Genomic DNA, 19,487 nt, shown 5'->3' with positions numbered 1-19,487 from the left:
CCGCCGTGCGTACGCGGCGCACCCACGTCGAGGCCGTCGCGCGCTCGTACCGCTCGTCCACTCATCGGGCTCACTCCGCCTGCTCGGCTCACTCGGCGGCGAACAGCGTCCGCAGCTGACGGCCGTTCACGAGGAGTACGACGCCGAGCAGCGCCAGCCCGCAGACTCCCTGCTCGATCTTCATCCACATCGGGAACGTTCCGGGCAGCGCGATGATGCACGCGATGGCCACCACCATGACGCCCGAGGCGATCCGCAGCCGGCGAAACGCGCCACGGGAACCGCGCGCGGTGCGGGCGGCGAAGGTGAACGTCAGCAAGGCGCTGGCGACGACGATGACGCCCCGGACCCAGACGGCGTCGTTCACCACCGAGGTGTCGTCGCGCATCACGATGATGGCGGCGAGGGTGAGCACGCTGATGGCGAGGTAGCCGCCGGCGAGGCGCTTCGTGCTGCGGAGCGCCTTCAGGCTGCGCGGGTGGGTCAGGTCCTCGACGCGAAAGGCGGGGGCGGTCTTGGTCTTCTCTGTCATACGGCCCATGGTCTTCGGGGGCCCCGGGGGCCGGGCAGTGAGATCGCGCATCACCCACCCATGACATTTGTCATGGGTGCAGACCCCTAGGGGGTCTTACGGGCCGTCCGTCCCGCGAGCCGTCGTACGGACCGTCTCGCGGCCCGATCGTTCCCAGAGGTTCTCCAGGTGCGCGTGGAGGATGTCCTCGGCCTCCCGGGGGGCGAGGTGCCCGATGAGGACATGCGTGGTGAGGCCGTCCGCGAGGGCGAGGAGGGCGCGGGCCTCGCGCTGTGCGTCCACGGGCGCGGCGGCGCGGTCGTCGTTCCCGGCAGGGTTCACCGCTTCCGTCGCCTCGGTGATGAGGCCCGCGAACACCCCTTGCAAAGCCGCGTAGTTGGACTTCAGCGTCGCGGCCAGTGCCTCGCTGACAGCCGCCTGCGCGACGAAGGCGAGCCATACCCTGGCCTCGGCGCGATGGTCCTCCTGGAGCAGCGAGACCTCGGCGGCCGCGTGCCCCAGCCTGGTCCCGGCCGACTGCGCCGGGCTCCTGACGAGGCGGGCCCGTACGCGCTCGCCGATCCGCTCGCCGATGTGCGCGAGGGCGAACACGAGCATTTCCTCCTTCGCGCGGAAGCACCGCTGAACGGCGCCCATCGACACCTGGGCGCGCGCCGCGACGTCGCGCAGGGTGACGCCTTCGAGGCCCCGTTCGTCGGCCAGGCGGCAGACGGCCTCGGCGATGAGGCGGCGTCGGTTCGCGTGGTCCACCTGCTTGGGCATCCCCTGTGGCCTCCTGGTCTCGCGATGGTTTCGTGGCGCTCCGGGCTGCGGAGCACTTTATTCGATGCGCTCGCATCAGTTCCAGGGTACGGTTCCGATGCAAGCGCATCGGAACGCGATGCGGTGTGCGCCGACGTACGGGTGTGCGTCGGCGCGTGAATGGGACACGTGTGAATGAGAGAAGGGGAAGGCCATGCGGGAAGACGCCCTGTGGAAGATGCCGGCCGCCGAACAGGCGGCGGCCGTGCGCCGCGCCGACATCTCCGCCGTCGAACTGATCGACAGCCACTTGGACCGCATCGCCGAGGTCAACCCCCAGGTGAACGCAGTCACGCAGCTCATGGCGGAGCAGGCGCGCACTGCGGCGCAGCGGACGGACCGCCGACGCGCGGCCGGTGAGGCGATGGGACCGCTCGCGGGCGTGCCCTTCACGGTCAAGGAGAGCACCGCCGTCGAAGGGGTGCCCACCACGTTCGGCACGGAGCGCTTCCGCGACCTGGTGGCCCCGGCCGACGCGCCCCCTGTGGCGCGGCTGCGCGCGGCCGGGGCCATCCCCATCGGGCACAGCAACATGCCGACGCTGATCCTGGCGGGCATGCACACCCGCAGCGAGATGTTCGGCGACACCGTCAACCCGTGGGACAGCACCCGCACTCCGGGCGGGACCAGCGGGGGAGACGCGGTGGCCGTCGCCACGGGCATGGCGGCGCTCGGGCTCGGCAACGACTCCGGCGGCTCGGTGCGCATCCCGGCCCAGTTCTGCGGCGTGGCCGGACTGAAGCCGTCCACGGGCCGGTTCCCCGCCGACCACCGCGTCCTCGGCCCGGACGACCCCGGACCGGCCTCGCAGATGCTGGTCACCGACGGCCCGCTGGCCCGCAGCGTCGGCGACCTGCGGCTGGCGTACGAGGCGCTGGCCGGCACCGACCCGCGCGACCCGCGGGCCGTACCGGCACCCGCCTACGGCGAACCGCTGGCCGGCCCGGTGAAGGTCGCCGTCGTGGCGGACCCCGGCGGACACGGCGTCCACCCCGCAATCCGCGCCGCGGTCGCGGCCGCGGCCGACGCGCTCGCCGACGCCGGATACGACGTGCGCGACGTCGGGGACGTACCGCGCCTGGACGAGGCGCTGGAGGCGTACGGGCGGATCACCGTGACCGAGTTCGCCCCGACCTGGCCCGCGGTGCGCAAGCTGCTCGGCGAGGGCGGGGACCGCTACATCGCCGCCGCGATGGAGGGCACCCCGCCCGCGACCGCGGAGGAGCTCATGAAGCTGATGGGCACCTGGCTGAACATCCGCCGCTCATGGGCCGAATTCCTCGACGAATACCCGCTGTTGCTCGGCCCGTCGTTCACCGAACCGCCGGTCGAACCGGGGCTGGAGTCACGCGACAAGGCCGGCCGGGACCGGGTCGGCTCGGGAATGCGCCTGTGCAGCGTGACCAGCTTCGTCGGTGTGCCCGCCGTAGCCGTGCCGACGGGGGTGGCCGACGGGCTCCCCTCGGGTGTGCAGATCGTCGGGCGCGCGTTCCGAGAGGACATGTGCCTGGCGGCGGCCCAGTCCATCGAGGACCGCCTCGGAGTCCTCACCCCGCTCGACCCGATGTGACCCGGCCGGCCGGACCGACCGGATTGCCCCGGCCGACCCGGTTGACTCGCGCCCGGCTGCCCGGCTGCCGGCTGCCCGGCCAAGCCCGCGGCGGATTCCACTCGGCGCCCGCCCGGCACCTCGGAGTCCGTTGGCGTCCGTATGGCCACGCCGACCACGGCCGAGCCGCGCGTGCGTCAACCCATAGTGACCGTCATGTAGGTCTCCCCAGGGCCGGGCGGACGTATCCAGGACCGCGACTCGAAGGAGTGCAGTCTGCCCTCGGTGATGGCGAGGCCCGGCAGGGCGATGCCGTACTGATCGGCGATGGCGTCCAGGGCGCGGATCGAGGCGGCCGTCTGGGCGGCCATGGCCGGAGTGCCGAAGCCGAGGGATGCCGGGTCCAGTTCGACGGGAACGGTGCCGCGGGTGTCCGCCCTGACCAGCAAGTTCACCAGCAATTTCATCAACAGGTCGGCCGAAGGGTGGTGATGCGGGTCCGTCAGGGCCGGGGCCGGTCGGGGGTGCCCGGCAGACGCGGGGACTCAGGCGACCGCGCTCCGGACGCGCCGTCGTCGTTCGACGGCCGCTGCGTCTCGTCCTTCTTCCACGGGCCGATGCCGAGCTTCCCCGTCGTGCCCAGGTCGAGTTCCGGCGTCACCATCACCGGGTCCGCGCCGGGCTTCACCCGCAGCCGCACGTACGGGGCGTTCACGGGGTCGCCGCTCTCGACGGTGTTGCGCCAGACCAGCACGGCGTACGCGCGCTCGCCGGGCTTCAGGGCCAGTGGCCGCGGCGCGCCGTCGGCTCCGGTGCCGGTGGAGATGGCGGAGCCGCCGTGCAGGACCTCCACGCTGTCGACGGGTTTGTGCGCCGCGTCCAGCAGTTGGAGCTGTGGGTAACCGTTGAGGCGGCTGATGCGGTCGCCGCAGTTCTCCAGGTGGATGCTGACGGCGCGGAGCCCCATCGCGGCATCGCCGTCGTCGGCGTACACACGCACCCCGGAAGCAGGGCAGGCGCCTCCCTTGGAGGGCGCCTCGTCGGCGGGGACGCTCCGCACCGAGGTGATCCGCGCGCGTGCGTCGCCGCGTGCGCCTGGGTGCGGACCGCCGTCCGGGAGCCGCCCGTCCGCGATGACGGTGCCCTTCACCGTCTGGCCGGGCTTCACGGACGGCACGGTCTTCTCCGTGTTCGTCAGGGCTTCCCCAGCCTCCGACACGAACGTGAACGTGATCGTGTAAGTGAGGGCCTGTGACTCGTGGTTGGTGACCGTGAAGTCGGCGCAAGCCTCGGTCCCGCCTCCCATGGCGGTGATTTCAACCCCGTCCTTCTTCAGTTTTGAAGGGTCTCCCGTCGGTGCCGGAGGGGTGGCCGTGGCCGTGGCGCCGGAGGGTCTGACCCCGCAGGGGGAGGCGCTGGAGCGGCCGGCGGAACCGGCCCCTCCGGCGTGCGCCGAGCCGTCGCCCGGCGAGTCGGAACCGGCCTTCTGCGATCCGCAAGCCGTGAGGAGAAGAGCACCGGCGACGGCTGCGGCGGCGGGAAGGGCGAGGGGGACGGTGCGCATGCGGACGAGTCAATCAGGACCAGATCACTTCAGACCATGTGAAAAGCGTATTTCGCGTAACAGCCCTGTCACAGGCTGGCCGGGAGATGGCAGATGACCTGCTGGTTTTGGAGCTGAGCCGGGGGCGCTCCCGGCGGCCTGCTGCCGCGGAAGTGTCCGGATCGGCGCTCGCCGAGCACGACGGGGGTCTGAACAATGGAACCCCCTGGCGCGCCCCCGACGAGCCGTGGTCTGCAAACCCGTACGCTCGCCACGCCCGCAACGCTCGCCACACCCACAACGGCCGCAACACTCGCCACCGCCACCAGGTACTGCCTCTCAAGGAGTGCGAGACGTGAAGATCGTAGTCATCGGAGGCACCGGCCTCATCGGCAGCAAAGTGTGCGGCAAACTCGGCGACCGCGGCCACGAGGCGGTTCCGGCCGCGCCCGGTACGGGCGTCAATACCCTCACCGGAGAGGGCCTCGCCGAGGCGCTGACCGGAGCCCAGGCGGTCGTGGACGTGTCCAACTCGCCCTCCTTCGAGGAGTCGGCGGTGCTGGACTTCTTCACCGTCTCCACCCGCAACTTGCTGGCCGCCGAGGCCGCGGCGGGCGTGGCGCACCACCTGGCGCTGTCGATCGTCGGTATCGAGGGCCTGCCCGACAACGGTTATTTCCGGGCGAAAGTCGCCCAGGAGCAGCTGATCAAGCAAGGGCAGATCCCGTATTCGATCGTCCGGGCGACGCAGTTCTTCGAGTTCGTCAAGGGCATCGCCGACGCCGCCACCAGCGGCGACACCGTGCGCGTGCCGCCCGTGCTCTTCCAGCCCATGGCGGCCGAGGACGTCGCCGAAGCGGTGGCCCGGACCGTCGTGGAGACCCCGCTCAAGGGCACCGTCGAGGTGGCCGGGCCGCAGCGGTTCCGCTTCGACGAGATCGTGGCGGAAGCGCTGCGCGCGTGGCACGACCCGCGCACGGTCGTCGCCGACCCGCACGCCCGCTATTACGGCTCCGAACTGGCGGAACACAGCCTCGTCCCCGAGGAGGGCCGCGCCCGACCGGCGGAAACCCGCTTCGAGGACTGGTTGCGCCGCACTTCATGAGCCGCCGCTCCTCATGAGTCGTCGCACGTCACGAGCCGCGGCACGGCACGAACCGCCGCCCCTCCTGAGTCGTGAATTTTGAGCCTCGAACCAGCGGCACGGCAGGGCGATAAGGGCAGTAAGGTCGATAAGGGCCCATTCGTAACGATAAGAGAGAGGGCGCATACGGGCCCCGTGGTACCTGTGGCCCCGAAGCAAGAATTCGTGAGAGCCGGCCCCCTTCCGGGCGGCGTGATCTCCGCGGTCGGCTACCGCGCCGTGAGGCCGGGCCAGGAGGCGACGCGCCCCCTCCACCGAGGGCTGCCCTCCCCTTACCTCACCCTGATCTTCTCCCTGGACGGCCCCGTCACCAGCGGCGCCACCCCGGACCAGGCGAGGGGTTCCGACGCCATCAGCACGGACATCGTCGTGGGCGGCCTGCACCACGGCCCCGCGTACGTCGTACAGCCCGCGTACGAGACCGGCATCCAGCTTGCCGTGCACCCGCTCGCGGCCCGCGCCCTTCTCGGGCTCCCGGCCGCCGAGCTGACCGGACAGCTCGTCACGCACGGCACGGACGTACTCGGCCGGGACGCCGCCGACCTGCGCCGTCGGCTCGCCGAGGCGCCGGGCTGGGACGCGCGCTTCGCCGCGCTCGCCGGTTACCTGGAGACACAGCTCGCGACCCACGGCGACCGGCCGCAGCCGCGCCCCGAGGTCGCCGAGGCATGGACGTGGCTGGCCCGGCACCGCGGCGCGGGCACCCTGCGCGGCCTCGCGGCGCACGTCGCGCTCAGCGAACGCCGCCTGAGCACCCTCTTCCGCGCCGAGACCGGCGCGACCCCCAAGCAGGCGGCCCGGCTGATGCGGTTCGAGCACGCCAAGGCATCCATCGTCCGCGCGACCGCCGCGGGGGACGGCCCCGACCTGGCCCGTATGGCGGCGGCCTGCGGCTACTACGACCATTCGCACCTCGTCCGCGACTTCCACCAGTACACGGGCCTGAGCCCCAGCGCGTGGCTGGCCGAAGAGTGCCGGAATATCCAAGCCGGGGGGCACGACAACGGCGGAGGCTGAACCCATGGACACACAGCACACCTCAGCACAGACCCGCACCCCCGAGATCTTCCCGACCCTCCAGGCCGATGACGCTCCCGCGCTCATCGACTTCCTCGTCGGCACGGTCGGCTTCCTGCGCACGGCCGTGTACCAGGACGGCGGCCGCGTCGCCCACGCCCAACTGGACTGGCCCGAGGGCGGAGCCGTGATGCTCGGCTCCTACAAACCCGAGAGCGAGTGGTGCGTGAAGCCGGGCACCTTCGGCGCGTACGTCGTCACCGACCACGTGGACGAGCTGTACGCCCGGCTCAGCAAGGCGGGCGTGAAGATCATCCGTGAGATCGAGGACCAGTCGTACGGAAGCCGGGAATTCGCCATCGCCGACCCCGAGGGCAACAAGTGGGCGTTCGGCACCTACCGCGGCGAACCCCGCCCGAGCAGCTGACGTACCGCCCCTGACTACCCCACCATCCCTGTCCCACCGTCCCCGCCCCGCCGGCCCGCACGAGGGCCGGCGGGGCTTGAGGGCGTGGTGGCACCGATCACTGAGGACCGCCCGTACCCGGTACCGCGGCCGAATGCGCGTCCCCTATGCTCGCGATCATGTGCTGCAACTTCTCCTGAACGGACCGAGACGGTCCACGGCATCCGCCCGGCAGGCGCCGGGCCCCGTCGACGTGCGCGCGCACGCTCACCTCAGGAGAATCCACCCCATCATGAACACGCACTCCGCCTGTCCCGCTCTGGACGATCGCGTCGCCCGCCTGCGGCGGCTCGCCCATGCCGATCCCCGCCTGGAGGGCGTCCTCCTCTACGGCTCGTGGACGATGGGCGAGGCCGACGCCCACTCGGACATCGAGGCGTACCTCTACGTCCAGGACGACCGTCTCGCCGACTTCGACGGCCAGGCCTTCCTCGAACAGCTCGCGCCGCTCAAGCTGGCGTACACCAACATGCACGGCATCCTCGCCGTGGTCTTCGACGACCTGATGCGCGGCGAGTTCCACCTCACGGCGGCCGGCGCGGGCATCGACGAGGTGCCCACGTGGCGGGGCATGGTGCACCTGCCGCGCCCCGAAGACGCCGTGCTGCTCGACCGCAGCGGCCGGCTGGCCCGCGCGGCACGGCAGTTGGCGGAGTTCCGTTCGCCCGAGCCCGTAGCGACCGCCGGTCAGCTCATCAACGAGCTGACCAACTGGACGCTCATGCTCGCCCATGTCCTGGCCCGCGGCGAGACCGCCCGCGCCCACAACCTCCTGCACGCCGTCGTCGCACCCCTGCAACTCCAGCTCTGCCGCCTCCTGCGCGACAGCACGGCCCACTGGCTCACCCCCAGCCGCGCGCTGGAACAGGACCTCCCCGCCGCCGACCGCTCCCGCTACACCGCCACCACCGCCGCCGCTCACGAGCACGACGTACGAAAGGCGGCGTGCGAGAGCTGGCACTGGAGCCGTGACCTGGCCGCCGAGGCGGCCGACCGCTGGAGGCTCCACACGCCGCCCGAACTCCGCACGCTCCACGAACAGATCAGCGGCCTCCTGAACGACACCCGCTGACCGCAGCGCACCGCACCGCAGCGCACCGCACCGCAGCGCACCGCGGCGCTCAGGACCGGTTCGCGCCATGGCCGCGCGGCGGGATGTCCTCAACTTCGGCCATTTAGCCGCTGCTTCGGAGTGAGGTACGGGGGAGTCCGGCCGATTTCCGTCGCCGGTCACGCGGCAGGTGAGGGAGTCCCGTACTCGCCGCGTTCGGGACTCCACCTGGAGCACCCGGCAGGCCCGGCACCTGTTGTCCGGCTGGGGGCGCGGCCGGCCACCGCCCGTACGCCCAACCGCACGGCCATCAGGAGCCGCACGGCTCAAAGGCCCCTGTCGGCTTCACGGAGGGCCTCACTAGAGTCCGTCCGTGAGCGATTCCTACGAGGGGCTCTCAACCCACTACGACCTCATCATGACGTCCGGCTACTACGACTACGACGCCTACGCCCGTACGCTTCTCGATCTCATCGGCGACCGCCGCCGGCTTCTGGAGATCGGCGCGGGTACCGGGCTCGTCTGCGAGAAGCTGCTGGACCTGGCGCCGACCGATCTGGAGATCACGGGCGTCGACCACACGGAAAGCATGCTCGCCCAGGCCCGTAGACGGCTGGGCGGGCGCGCCGAGTTCGTGCAGGCGGACCTCCGCCGGCTGACCGTTCCGTCGCCGTTCGACGCGGCGTACTCGGTCGGCGGCGTCTGGTACTTCATCCACGACGACGGCGAAGACGGCGACGGCGAAGACGGAGACGGCAACGACGAAGCCCTCCTCGCCAGCCACCTACTGGAGGAAGACGACAACATCAACGCGCTCAGCAGGGTGCACGCGGCCCTGAAGCCCGACGGCCTCCTGGCGCTGGCCACCCAAGGGCCGCACCGCGACCACGAACGCACCCTGCCCGGCGGGCTGGTCTACTCCCAGAAGATCCGCCCGGCGCCCGACAACACCTTCACCAAGGACTACTACGTCAGACGAGCGGCCGGGAACCAGCGGAACGGGGCCGTCGAGGAGATCGTGGCCCACCAGCGCTGCGACTACCGCCTGTACACGATGGAGCAGGCCGAGCGCCTGCTCAAGCAGTGCGGCTTCCGCTCCGAGGGCATCAGCCCCGACGGCATGTTCCACTACCTGACCCGGCAGTAGCGGCCCGGCCGACGGGCGGCGGGGTACGTGCCGACTGGCGCGCGAGGAAGGTCCCATTCCCCGTACGCGCGTCCGCGGGCGACCGCGGCGCGTACCCCGCCCCTGCGGCTGCTGCGACTACCCCTTGCCCGCCGCGAACGACGTCGTCACGGTCCCGTCCGGCTCGCCCGGGAACGGCCGCGTGCCGGTCAGGTAGGGATCGCGGTCGGCCTTGTTCTCCAGGAACCGTTGGAAGAAGGCCGTCACACGATTGACGGTCAGCAGCCGCTGCTCGCCCTCCGCCAGCCGCGGCTGCTCCTTCTGCGGCTGGTCCCGGTCCGCGAACTGGGACAGGCACGTGCCGGGCCGCTTGCCCGGCACGGCGTCGTCCCGCGACGCCACCTGGCCGCTGCTCGGAGACCACTGGCGGTTGTAGAAGGCGTGGTTGCCGCCGGTCAGCGTGTACTTGTAGAGCGGTACGCGCCCGGCGGCCCGGTTCTGTTCGAAGAAGGAACCGGTGTTGACCTCGTCGCACGTGCCCCACATCACCGCGAACGGCGTACGGGTCACCGGATCGTTGTCCCAGGTGGCCGTGGGAGCGAGGGCGAACGCGGCCTTGATGCCGACGCCCGCGGGCCAGGAGGAGCGGTTGTCGTCCGCGATCTCCTGCATGACACCGCCGCCGCCCATCGAGTGGCCGAGGAGGCCGACGCGCCCCATGTCGAGCCGGCCGCGGAAGCTCGCCGTGACACGATCACCGGTCTTCGCCGAGGTGAGGGCCCCGGCAAGAGGGCCGTCGCCCGAGCGGGCGAGGCGCTGCCAGAGCCGCAGATGCTCATCGATCAGCGCGGCGCGCGCCTGGTAGACGGTGTCGGCCTGCCCGCCGGCCGTGGCGTTGATGCCGTTGGCGCCCATCGAGACGACCACGAAGCCCTTGGCGGCGAGGGCGCGGCCGAGGTAGTCGTAGCCCCTGCTGCTCGGTATCTGCTTCGTGTGCGGGGCGCACGGCCAGGCCCAGAGCTTCTCCGACGCCTTTTCGATCAGCGCTTGCTGGCGTGCTTCCTCGGCCTTGTCGCCGCGCTTTCGCGCTTCGTCACGGGCCTTCGTCGCGCGGGCGCTGTCGGCCGCGGCCGTGGCGTCGGCGCAGGTCTCCCAGGAGCCGTGCTGCATGAGGACGACGGGGTGCCGGCCGCTGCCGAGATCCGCCGGGTAGTAGACGGCGCCGGCGAGTTCGCCGCTGCCCTTGTAGCCGAGCGCGGCCGGGGGATGGAACGCCTGGTCGCCGAGGTCGTAGCGGGCTTCGAGCACCGCGCCGCCGGCCGGCGGCTTCGAGTCGGCGGCGTGCGCGGGTACGGGGGTGGAGAGCACGGAGGGGGCGAGGGCGCACGCCAGGGCCGCGAGGACTGTTGAGCGCTTGGCGCGGCGGGAAGGGCTTCGCGAGCCGCGTGGGGAGGGGCTCTGCGCGTTATGCGTCGAGTTCATCAAGTGGCCTGTTCATCGTGGGGGAGGGACGGTCGCGTCAGCTCAGGTGCTGGGCCTTGTCGTAGAGCGGCTTGGTGAGAGCGGCGGTGAATTGCGTTCCGACCAGGTGGCGCAGGCACTTCGCGTCGTTCTCGCCCTCGCACACCGCACCGGCGGAGTCCATGTGGCCCGACTGCGTGTTGACCCCGACCTGGGTGCCGAGGCCCGTACCGGTCGAGAAGCCGCTGAAGCGCGGGCCCCCGCTGGAGCCGCCGCCCATGACGCACGGCACGCCCCACTGGCCCGCGGGCTCGGGGGCGTCCTTGACGCCCGGGTACTCCCGCGGGATCCCCTGGCAGAAGGCCAGCTCCCTGCCGGTGTACTCGGGCAGGCCCTCGCGGGCGTCGTCCGAGGCCGCGCGCGGGTAGCCGAACTGGTAGGCCGCGCGGTTCCCGGGCGCGTCGAAGGCGATGCCCTGGGCCGCGCCCGCCGCCTCCTCGACGGTCTTCCCGTTCTCGTTGCGGCCGACGACCGCGAACCCCTGGTCGTGGGCGTCGTAGGTACGGGAGTCCATCTGGTCGTTCTCCAGCCAGATGGAGTTGACCACGGCCTGGCGGACCACGAAGCTGCCCAGCGGGGCCCGCCCGTCCCGGAAGCCGGGGACGAACATGAGGTTCGTCTGCCACTCGTCGTTGTCGCCGAGCAGATCAGTGCTGTTCAGACAGTGCGCGGCCGTCGCGAGCGTGCTGTGGTTCGCGCTCTTCACCAGGGTCGCCGTGCAGCTCGTATCCTCCCCGTGCTCGGTGAAGAAGAGACGGCCCACCGTGCTGGTCACGGCGCCGTCGCCCTTCCAGCGCGCGCCGTCCGCCGCGTCGAGAGGCGGGTTCTTCGAGAGCGGGGTGGAGAGGGCGGCGATGCGCTTCGGGGTCCAGTACGTACGTACGCGCTGCTCGTCCCCGGCCGTGGACGCCGCCTGGTGAACCGTCACCTTCCCCTTGGCCGGGGCGGCGGCGGGGGAGGCGGTCGCGGCATCGGCTGCCGGGGCCGCCTGGGCCGTGGGCACGAGGAGCCCGGCGAGCGCGACGGTGGCGGCCATCCCGGTCACGGCACGGCGCGCCAATGCTCGCTGAGGGGGTGTGGTGCCGGTGGTTCGTACGGCGTCGGTGCCGACGTTCGTCGCGCGCATGACTCTCCTAGGGACGCTGGTGGCTGCTGTCGGGACGACAGGCGGGGTGAGGGCGAGGCACGAGGGTTCGTGGGGGCCTTTCGTGCCGTCCCTCGTTGTGAATGACGCGCGGCCCATCCCGAGGTTGCGGCCGTGTCGCGGCCGATCTGCTCGTCCCGTACGGTCCACCGCGCTCGGACATGGACGCGTACGGTCCACCGCGCTCAGACATGGACGCGTATGGTCCACCGCGCTCGCCTATGGACCCGTATGGCCCACCGTGCCCGGACAGGGGAAGGCCGCCCGCGTTGCCGCGGGCGGCCTCCGTGCGTGTCGCTCAGCCGGTCAGTTCATGGGGAGCCCGGTCACCGGGAGGCCGCGGCCCCGGTGGTCGGCAGGTAGCGCGGCGCACGCCAGGCGTCGAGCCGGTCCTCCACGGCGGCGCCCAGCGCCAGCAGCTTGTCGTCCTGGTGGTTGCCTGCCATCAGGAGTACACCGACGGGAAGCTCGCCCACGGACCCGGCGGGCACGGACAGTGACGGATATCCGGCCACGGCCGCGGGCGTGGAGGACGGGATGACGTCGTTGTCGCCCCGGGCGCAGTCGGTCGTCCAGGCGGGCGGGTTCGTCGGCGAGGCGATGGCGTCGAGCCGGTGGGCGGCCATGGTCTCGTCGAGGGAGCGTTTGGCGAGGTCCGTCAGCTCGGCTCGCATGGCCCGGTACTTCGGGTCGGTGGTCGGCGGCGCGGCGAGGGCCTGCTCGAACAGTTCCTGGCCGGCGAAGCAGGTCTGCTCCGCCGGGTGGGACCGGTTGAACTCGATCAGCTCGGCGAGGTTCCGCGGCCCCTTGCGGGTGGCGAGGTAGGCGTCGATGTCCCGGTGGAATTCGCTGAGCAGCGCCGGGAACTCGATTTCGCCGATGCGCTTCTGGTACGGGGGAGTCACCTCGACGACCTCGGCCCCGGCTTTGCGCAGTTTCTGTGCCGTACGGGTCATGACGGCGTCCACTTCCGGTCCGAGCGAGGGCAGCCGCCACAGGCCGATCCGTTTGCCGCGCAGCCCTCCGTGGTGGGTGAATTCGCCCGGGAGGGCTGCGGAGTGCGCGGCGGAGCGCTCGCCGCTGAGCACCGCGTAGGTGAGTGCGACGTCGGTGACGTTACGGGCCATGGGGCCCGCGGTGTCCTGTTCGGCGGAGATCGGCACCACGCCGTCCTGGCTGACCGGGCCGAGGCTGGGTTTGTGGCCGACCACCCCGTTCATCCCGGCCGGGCAGACGATCGAGCCGTCCGTCTCGGTACCGATCGCGACCTGCGACAGCGAAGCGGCGAGCGCGGCGGCGGAACCGGCGGAGGAGCCGCACGGATTCCGGTCCAGTACGAAGGGGTTGTTGGTCTGCCCGCCGACCGCCGACCAGCCCGATGTCGGTTTCGCGGACCGGAAGTTCGCCCACTCCGACAGATTGGTCTTGCCGAGAATGACCGCTCCCGCGTCGCGCAGCCGGGTCACGAGGGCGGCATCGGTGTCCGGCGGGCTTCCGGCCAGCGCCAGCGAACCGGCCGTCGTCGGCAGGCCGCGGGTGTTCACATTGTCCTTGAGCAGGACGGGAATTCCGTCGAGCGGACCGCGGGCGTGACCGTGCCGGTGTCTCGCGTCGCTGGCGGCAGCTTGGCGCAGCGCCGTCGGGTCGGTGCGGAGCACCGCGTGGACGGCGGGATCGACGGTCCTGATCCGCCGCAGATAGGCGCTGGTCAGCGCCGACGAGGTCAGTTCGCCCTCCGCCATGCGAGCTTGCAGCTCCGGGATCGTCACGGTGTCGAGGTCGACGCCCAGCTCGCGCGACGATCCGGCGCCTGGCGGAGCGGCGGCCGACGGATCGGCGGGCGACGGAGTGCGGGAGCCGCTGGTCTCGGCGGCTCCGGCGCTCACATCCGACGTACCCGTGAGAACGGAGCCCGCGACCAGGGCGGCGATCAGCGTGGCAACACTCCTCTTTTCCATGGGGGTCAGCGCACTACACGCCGGAGCCCCGGCGCAAGAGCGGCGGGGGAGTACGGAGAGCCGTACGGGGGCCGAGGAGCGGGGTGGGACGTACCGTGCATCCACCACGGATACCTGCGCGACACCTATTGACCGTGGTCAGCCAACAGGTATGGTACAGACCAATCGGCTAGCGCGGTTCTGAGGTGCCACTTTCAGCCTTCCCGGCGAGTGAGGAGTGGTACCGCCCCCGCGTGAAGGAGTTGGCATGAAATCGAAACGAAGGCTGGCTGTTCTGATCGGCGCGGGCGTCGCCCCCCTCATCGCGGTGACACTTCCCGTCGGTTCGGCGAACGCGCACGGCTATGTGTCCTCGCCCCCGAGCCGCCAGGCCCAGTGCGCGTCGGGCGCCGTGCAGTGCGGACCCATCAAATGGGAACCGCAGAGCGTCGAGGGGCCGAAGGGGCTGAAGAGTTGCAGCGGCGGCAACTCGCAGTTCGCCGAGCTCGACAATGACAGCAAGGGCTGGAAGGTCACGCCCGTGGGCAGCACCACGTCCTTCAAGTGGAAGCTGACCGCCCGTCACGCGACCAGCACCTGGCAGTACTACGCCGGCGGCCGCAAGATCGCGGAGATCAACGACGGCGGACAGCGCCCGAACGAGACGGTCACCCACCAGGTCAACTTCGGCGGCCTCAAGGGCAAGCAGAAGGTGCTGGCGGTCTGGAACATCGCTGACACGCCCAACGCCTTCTACGCCTGCATCGACGTCAACGTCGGCGGGTGACGGAGGCGGGCGACGGAGCGACGGCCTCGTGCCGGGACGCGGCAGCCGCCACCACGGCAGCCTGTGGCAGCCGCCGCGATCGGCTGCCGCGCGTCCGCTGACGGTGCGTACGTACCCCGTGCGGAGGTACCGCACCGCAGGGCCCCGCTTCCCCCGCCGTTCCACCGGCGAGGCCCGCGGACCGCGCAGCCCCCACCTGCCCGCATGACCGCCATCTCCCCCCTGAGCGCCGTTCCACGGGACCATCCCGGGGGACGGCGCTCAGCCGTGTCGAGCCCCCGCGCGGCGCGGGGAAGGGACGCCCGTACGGCGCGGGGAAGGGACGTCCGTACGCCCGCGGCGCCATCAGGTCAGCGGCACAGGGCCTCGTCCACGACGCCGTCGACGTGGTCCATGACGGAGGTGTCGGACGGCTGGGTGGTCACCGCGACGTTCGCGGCGCGGCCGTCACCGGTGGCGCCGCCGCGCGTCTCGTACCCCGTCATGCTGCCGCCGTGCCCCCAGTAGACGCCGCCGCACGACAACGGCCTGCTGACGAGGCCGAGGCCGTAGCGGGCGCCGGGTCCGAAGTACTCGGCGGGGACCGTGGTGCGCATCTGGGCGAGCTGGGCCTTCGGGAGGAGGCGGCCCTCGTCCAGGAGCGCGCTGAAGAACCGGTTGAGATCGGAGCCGGTGGAGACCATCTGGCCCGCCGACCAGCCCCAGGAAGGATCGAATTCCGTGACGTCGAGCGGGGCGCCCGACGCGTCCCGGTCGTACCCCTTGGGATGGGCTTCCCGGATGGTCGTCTCACCGGGGGCGGGGAAATAGGTGTGGCGCAGCCCGATGCGGCGGATGACGCGCCGGTCGATCTCCTCGGCGACGGAGTGCCGCGTGATCTTCTCGACGAGCATTCCCGCGACGACGTAATTCGTGTTGCTGTACTCCCACTTCCGTCCGGGGGCGAACTCCGCCTTGTGCGCGAGGGCGCGGCCGAGAAGCTCGCGCGGGGTGTAGTACCGGGGCTCGTCGTCGAGGTACTTGACGTAATTGGGCAGTCCGCTGGTGTGCTGGAGGAGATGGCGGACGGTGATGCGGCTGCCGTCGATGCCGTCCCCGTGGACGAGGCCGGGCAGGTAGGCGTCGATCGGGGCGTCGAGGCGGACCCTTCCCTCGCCGACCAGCTGGAGGACGACCACGGCTGTGAACGCCTTGGTGTTGCTGCCGATCCGCACCTGCCCGTCTTCGGGGACCTTCGCCCCGGTCGTCAGGTCGCCGACCCCCGCGGTGTACGTACGGGCGTGCTTCCGGCCGTCCTCGACGCTCGCCAGCGCGGCGGGCACGCCGTCGGAGCGCACCAGCGCGTTCAGGCCGTTCTGGACGGCGTCATGGCCGGCGGTGTCCCGGCCGGCGCTCTCCTGTCCGGCGGCGGCGGACGCCGCGGGCGGCGCCGAGAGGCCCGTCGTCGTGAGGCCCAGGGCCACGGCGGCCGCGATCGGGAGAATTCTTCGCCCGCCGCCCCGCCACTGCCGCCCCCGCTGCCGCCGACGGGAAGAACGTACTTTCTGCCATGCCTGCTCACGCACGGGCCAACCCTCCGGGAACGACTGGAAACCAGCGGCACTCGCCGCGGAACCAGCATTTCCGGAAGTGGTCACCGGGAACGATCCAGCTGACCGCCCTCCTCCAGGTAGAGCTAGAACTACCGGCCCGTGCGCGTCCGTACCGGAGCCGGCTCAGGCGGGGATCTTCGCCCAGACGGACTTGCCGCCTCCGCCGGGGAGCCGGTGCCAGCCCCAGGTGTCGCTGAGGGCCCGGACGAGCGTCAGCCCCCAGCCGTCCTCGGCGAGGCCGTCGCGGTGCGGCGGCCCGAGGGGGAAGCGGGGGTCGGGGTCGGTCGCGGCGCACAGCACGGTGTGGCGGGTATGGGCCAGGGCGAGCCATCCGCAGTCGGCCGCGTGCTCGCCGCGCAGCGCGTGACGCAGGGCGTTCGCGGCGAGTTCGCAGGCCACGAGGGTGACGTCGTCGAGCGCCGCGGTCAGGTCCCAGCGGGTGAGCGTGTGGCGCACGAAGGCGCGGACGGGGCCCAGGGAACGCTCGCGGGCCGTGAGGCGGCGGGCCGCGAAGCGCGGCATGCCCAGGCCCATCGCGAGGCCCCAGTCGAGCGGTACGGGCCGCGGGGGAGGGCGGGGGGTGCGGTCGGTCACGGGCTGATGTATTCCGCTTCTGCCAGTACGGCGGAGATCGGTATGCGCCAAGTTCCCGGCGAATCCAGCTCGTTCAGGGGGAGTCATCGGAGCGCGGACTGGCTAGCATTCTCACGTAGCGCCCACCATGCAATTGCATATGGGATTTCCGGCCGTCGACCCCACCGAGGACCGGGCGTCCGGGACGGAGGATGTGCGGAATGTGACCTGTGTGAACTCTTTTGATCGCACGGGTCGTTGACGCGAACGTGGAAGGAAGAGGTCGCAGCATGGAGTTCGACAATGGTATGCCTGCCAACATGATCCCCGGCGCTGTGTGGATCAAGAGTTCCGCGAGCACCGGCGGTGGAAATTGCGTCGAAGTTACCGGCCTCCCTGGTGGAGCGGTGGCGCTGCGCAACTCCCGTGACCCGGAGGGGCCCGCGCTGGTATATACGCGCGAGGAGATCGCGGCGTTCATCGCCGGGGTCAAGGGCGCGGAGTTCGATCACCTGGGCGCCTGACCGGCGCCCGGCCCGCGCCCACGGCTTGATTCAGCGGACATACGTTCCTGTGCCTGGAAAAATAGCTGCCGTCGACTACTCGACAGCAGGAGGGGCGTATGTCCGCGGTTCGCAAGCACCAGGAGGCCCCGGCGGCGTCCGTGCACGCCCTGCCCGGTTCCAAGCGGGAGGCCGCGCCCCGGCTGCTGGGCGAGGAGCTGCGGCAGATGCGCCTCGGACTGGGGCTGACGCTCAGGGAGGTCGCCCCGGTCATCCGCGCCTCGGTGTCCAAGATCAGCCGACTGGAGCGCGGGGAGAGCCCGCCCCGGGAGCGGGACGTCAAGGACCTGGCGCGGCACTACGGGGCCGACCCCGAGAAGATGCAGGAGCTGGACTCCCTGCTGCGGCTGACGCACGACGACGCGTGGTGGCAGCTGTACGCCGATGTGACGCCGTCCTTCCTCAGGCGGCTGATCGGTCTGGAGGGCGCCGCCCAGAAGATCAGCACCTACGAGAACTACGTGGTGCCGGGGCTGCTGCAGACCCGTGACTACGCCCGCGTCCTCGTCGAGGCCGCCATGCCCTCGGCGGACGCCGCTACCGTCGAACGCCGGGTGGAACTCAAGATGGGGCGCAAGGCCCTGCTCCAGCACGACCAGCGGCCGCGGGTGGTCGCCCTGCTGGACGAGGGCATCCTGATGCGCCCGGTCGGCGGCCCGAGGGTGATGTGGGAGCAGCTCACCTACCTCCGGCGGCTCGCGGCGGAGTATGTGACGGGGGATCAGAACGTCAATATCCGCATCGTCGAGTTCGCCAGGGGCGCCAGCGTCTCGCCCCCGACTCCGGTCACCCACCTGCTCTTCGGGGACGGCGGGCCTGCCGAACTCGTCTACATCGAGCAGGTCGACAGCGCGAACTACGTGACGAAGCCGTCGGAGGTGGAGCGGTACCGCCATGTGCTGCTCGAAGTGGCCAACGCCGCCGCCACCCGGCGGGAGAGCCTGGCTCTGCTGGACGGGGCGATCGAGCGGTACCGCGCGGCGGCGGGCGACGGATGACGGACAGCGGCCGCCCCGCCTGCCCGCCGGCTACAGCCGGGCGACGCCGCCCCACTCCACCCAGTCGAGGGCTCGTTTCTCAGGCGGCGTGGGAGGGGCGTCCGGCCGCCAGTCGATGACGTCGACCAGGCCCGGATCCAGAATCTCCATGTCGCCGAAGTAGGCCCGTACCTCGCGCTGTTCGCGCACCCGGCCCCACGTGCCCCCGGTGGCGACCTCCATCAGACGGGTGACGCCGTCGCGCACCGCCGCGTCGTCGCTGACGAGCTGACAGATGACCATGCAGCTGCCCGCGGGCAGGCGCTGGGCCACCCGCCGGATCACGGCGGCGGGGTCCCGCTCGTCGTCGGTGTCGCGCAGGCAGTGCAGAACGGAGACGAACAGCGCGGCCATCGGCTCCTTGAAGTCGATGAGCCGCTGGACGGGCTCGCTGTCGAAGATGGCATCGGTGTCGCGCATGTCCTCGCTGAGGATGGCCGTCTGGTCGTTCTCCTCCAGCGTCGTCCGGCCGTGGGCCAGCACGATGGGGTCGTTGTCGACGTAGACGACGCGGCACCGGTCATCGCTGCGCCGGGCGATCTGGTGGACGTTGTCCTGGGTCGGCAGCCCGGAGCCGTGATCGATGAACTGGCGGATGCCGTACTCCTCCACCAGGACGCGCACGACCCGCTGGAGGAACGCGCGGTTGTTGCGGGCCAGGACCTGGGTGCTCGGCGCGATCCCCAGCAGCTCCTGGCAGGCTTCCCGATCGGAGGCGTAGTTCTCGATACCGCCCAGCAGCCAGTCGTACATACGGGCCACGCTCGGGGTGTGTACATCGATGCTGTGAGAAATGCGTTTCTCCCCGTGCTTCATCGTGCCTCCGCCCCCTGACGCCGCTTCGGCGCATGCGTCCACTGGTGGAACTGACCATGCTAGTCAGCAGGTTGGGCCGGGACCAGCCCTCGGACGGGGGGCCGGAGGGCGGTGCGAAACGATACGTCGTCAGGGCCGGTAGGGGGAGAAAAGGCAGTAGACGCGGCGGAGTTCGGGGAAGGCGGCGCGAGCCACGGCGAGCGGAAGGGTGGCCGGACGACAGGCGCGCGAGAAGGCGGACCATGGGCGAGCGGGAGGCGGCCGGGCCATGTCGTGGCCTTTTGGGGC

The 19,487-nt window shown here is 71.3% G+C and carries 19 protein-coding genes; 9 read left to right on the top strand and 10 right to left on the bottom strand.

All coding sequences use genetic code 11. The annotated features are described in order from the left end of the window. Nucleotides 1–88: 88 nt before the first annotated feature. Together AB0I49_RS25885 and AB0I49_RS25880 are read right to left on the bottom strand one after the other, a co-directional pair. Nucleotides 89–532 carry a hypothetical protein gene (locus tag AB0I49_RS25885; protein WP_363229471.1) on the bottom strand — a complete coding sequence of 148 codons (444 nt, stop codon included), beginning with the start codon at nucleotides 530–532 and terminating at the stop codon, nucleotides 89–91. A 96-nt stretch (nucleotides 533–628) separates the two neighbouring features. After that, nucleotides 629–1,294: a TetR family transcriptional regulator C-terminal domain-containing protein gene (locus tag AB0I49_RS25880; protein WP_363229470.1), complete on the bottom strand. Its 666-nt coding sequence runs from the start codon at nucleotides 1,292–1,294 to the stop codon at nucleotides 629–631. Nucleotides 1,295–1,487: 193 nt separating this feature from the next. Here AB0I49_RS25880 and AB0I49_RS25875 point away from each other — a divergent pair, with 193 nt between their 5' ends. Next, nucleotides 1,488–2,903: an amidase gene (locus AB0I49_RS25875; protein WP_363229469.1), complete on the top strand. Its 1,416-nt coding sequence runs from the start codon at nucleotides 1,488–1,490 to the stop codon at nucleotides 2,901–2,903. A 176-nt stretch (nucleotides 2,904–3,079) separates the two neighbouring features. Here the strand turns inward: AB0I49_RS25875 and AB0I49_RS25870 are convergent, their stop codons facing one another. Continuing rightward, nucleotides 3,080–3,337, bottom strand: a complete 258-nt coding sequence (locus AB0I49_RS25870) for a hypothetical protein (RefSeq protein ID WP_363229468.1) — start codon at nucleotides 3,335–3,337, stop codon at nucleotides 3,080–3,082. Nucleotides 3,338–3,384: 47 nt separating this feature from the next. Continuing rightward, the gene (locus AB0I49_RS25865) at nucleotides 3,385–4,446 is read right to left on the bottom strand and encodes a DUF4232 domain-containing protein (RefSeq protein WP_363229467.1); all 1,062 of its coding nucleotides are present in this window, start codon (nucleotides 4,444–4,446) and stop codon (nucleotides 3,385–3,387) included. Between the two features lie 334 nt (nucleotides 4,447–4,780). On the opposite strand from AB0I49_RS25865, the gene AB0I49_RS25860 reads away from it, so the two are divergent. The 5 genes from AB0I49_RS25860 to AB0I49_RS25840 all read left to right on the top strand — a co-directional run bounded on the left by AB0I49_RS25860 (nucleotide 4,781) and on the right by AB0I49_RS25840 (nucleotide 9,250). Continuing rightward, nucleotides 4,781–5,530 (top strand): SDR family oxidoreductase, encoded by a 750-nt coding sequence (locus tag AB0I49_RS25860; protein WP_363229466.1) that lies wholly within the window; start codon nucleotides 4,781–4,783, stop codon nucleotides 5,528–5,530. A gap of 204 nt (nucleotides 5,531–5,734) precedes the next feature. Next, complete coding sequence (locus tag AB0I49_RS25855) at nucleotides 5,735–6,586, top strand: helix-turn-helix domain-containing protein (protein WP_363229465.1); 852 nt, start codon at nucleotides 5,735–5,737, stop codon at nucleotides 6,584–6,586. 4 nt (nucleotides 6,587–6,590) lie between these two features. After that, the gene (locus AB0I49_RS25850) at nucleotides 6,591–7,013 is read left to right on the top strand and encodes a VOC family protein (RefSeq protein ID WP_363229464.1); all 423 of its coding nucleotides are present in this window, start codon (nucleotides 6,591–6,593) and stop codon (nucleotides 7,011–7,013) included. Nucleotides 7,014–7,284: 271 nt separating this feature from the next. Beyond that, nucleotides 7,285–8,124, top strand: coding sequence for a nucleotidyltransferase domain-containing protein (locus tag AB0I49_RS25845; RefSeq protein WP_363229463.1), 840 nt, complete (start codon nucleotides 7,285–7,287; stop codon nucleotides 8,122–8,124). A 352-nt stretch (nucleotides 8,125–8,476) separates the two neighbouring features. Continuing rightward, nucleotides 8,477–9,250: a class I SAM-dependent methyltransferase gene (locus tag AB0I49_RS25840; RefSeq protein ID WP_363229462.1), complete on the top strand. Its 774-nt coding sequence runs from the start codon at nucleotides 8,477–8,479 to the stop codon at nucleotides 9,248–9,250. 117 nt (nucleotides 9,251–9,367) lie between these two features. Here AB0I49_RS25840 and AB0I49_RS25835 read toward each other — a convergent pair whose 3' ends face one another. The 3 genes from AB0I49_RS25835 to AB0I49_RS25825 form a co-directional block, all read right to left on the bottom strand. Next, nucleotides 9,368–10,711 carry an alpha/beta hydrolase gene (locus AB0I49_RS25835; RefSeq protein ID WP_363229461.1) on the bottom strand — a complete coding sequence of 448 codons (1,344 nt, stop codon included), beginning with the start codon at nucleotides 10,709–10,711 and terminating at the stop codon, nucleotides 9,368–9,370. 37 nt (nucleotides 10,712–10,748) lie between these two features. Next, nucleotides 10,749–11,876, bottom strand: coding sequence for a hypothetical protein (locus AB0I49_RS25830; RefSeq protein ID WP_363229460.1), 1,128 nt, complete (start codon nucleotides 11,874–11,876; stop codon nucleotides 10,749–10,751). Between the two features lie 344 nt (nucleotides 11,877–12,220). Beyond that, nucleotides 12,221–13,852 carry an amidase gene (locus tag AB0I49_RS25825; RefSeq protein WP_363229459.1) on the bottom strand — a complete coding sequence of 544 codons (1,632 nt, stop codon included), beginning with the start codon at nucleotides 13,850–13,852 and terminating at the stop codon, nucleotides 12,221–12,223. Nucleotides 13,853–14,099: 247 nt separating this feature from the next. Here AB0I49_RS25825 and AB0I49_RS25820 point away from each other — a divergent pair, with 247 nt between their 5' ends. After that, nucleotides 14,100–14,618, top strand: a complete 519-nt coding sequence (locus tag AB0I49_RS25820; RefSeq protein WP_363229458.1) for a lytic polysaccharide monooxygenase auxiliary activity family 9 protein — start codon at nucleotides 14,100–14,102, stop codon at nucleotides 14,616–14,618. A gap of 350 nt (nucleotides 14,619–14,968) precedes the next feature. Here AB0I49_RS25820 and AB0I49_RS25815 read toward each other — a convergent pair whose 3' ends face one another. Both AB0I49_RS25815 and AB0I49_RS25810 read right to left on the bottom strand, forming a co-directional pair. Then, nucleotides 14,969–16,102, bottom strand: coding sequence for a serine hydrolase domain-containing protein (locus tag AB0I49_RS25815; RefSeq protein WP_363229526.1), 1,134 nt, complete (start codon nucleotides 16,100–16,102; stop codon nucleotides 14,969–14,971). A gap of 231 nt (nucleotides 16,103–16,333) precedes the next feature. Next, the gene (locus tag AB0I49_RS25810; protein WP_363229457.1) at nucleotides 16,334–16,804 is read right to left on the bottom strand and encodes an ATP-binding protein; all 471 of its coding nucleotides are present in this window, start codon (nucleotides 16,802–16,804) and stop codon (nucleotides 16,334–16,336) included. A gap of 269 nt (nucleotides 16,805–17,073) precedes the next feature. On the opposite strand from AB0I49_RS25810, the gene AB0I49_RS25805 reads away from it, so the two are divergent. Further along, a complete protein-coding gene (locus AB0I49_RS25805; RefSeq protein WP_363229456.1) occupies nucleotides 17,074–17,307 on the top strand; it encodes a DUF397 domain-containing protein in 234 nt (77 codons plus the stop codon). 98 nt (nucleotides 17,308–17,405) lie between these two features. Beyond that, the gene (locus AB0I49_RS25800; RefSeq protein ID WP_363229455.1) at nucleotides 17,406–18,344 is read left to right on the top strand and encodes a helix-turn-helix transcriptional regulator; all 939 of its coding nucleotides are present in this window, start codon (nucleotides 17,406–17,408) and stop codon (nucleotides 18,342–18,344) included. Nucleotides 18,345–18,374: 30 nt separating this feature from the next. Here AB0I49_RS25800 and AB0I49_RS25795 read toward each other — a convergent pair whose 3' ends face one another. Next, on the bottom strand, nucleotides 18,375–19,199 hold the full coding sequence (locus AB0I49_RS25795; protein ID WP_363229454.1) for an SAM-dependent methyltransferase: 825 nt from the start codon (nucleotides 19,197–19,199) through the stop codon (nucleotides 18,375–18,377). Nucleotides 19,200–19,487: the final 288 nt, after the last annotated feature.

This window comes from Streptomyces sp. NPDC050617, assembly GCF_040654795.1.
Classification (GTDB): Bacteria; Actinomycetota; Actinomycetes; order Streptomycetales; family Streptomycetaceae; genus Streptomyces.
The sequence above is the reverse complement of the archived record's forward strand: the minus strand, read 5'-3'. Positions and strand labels throughout refer to the sequence as shown.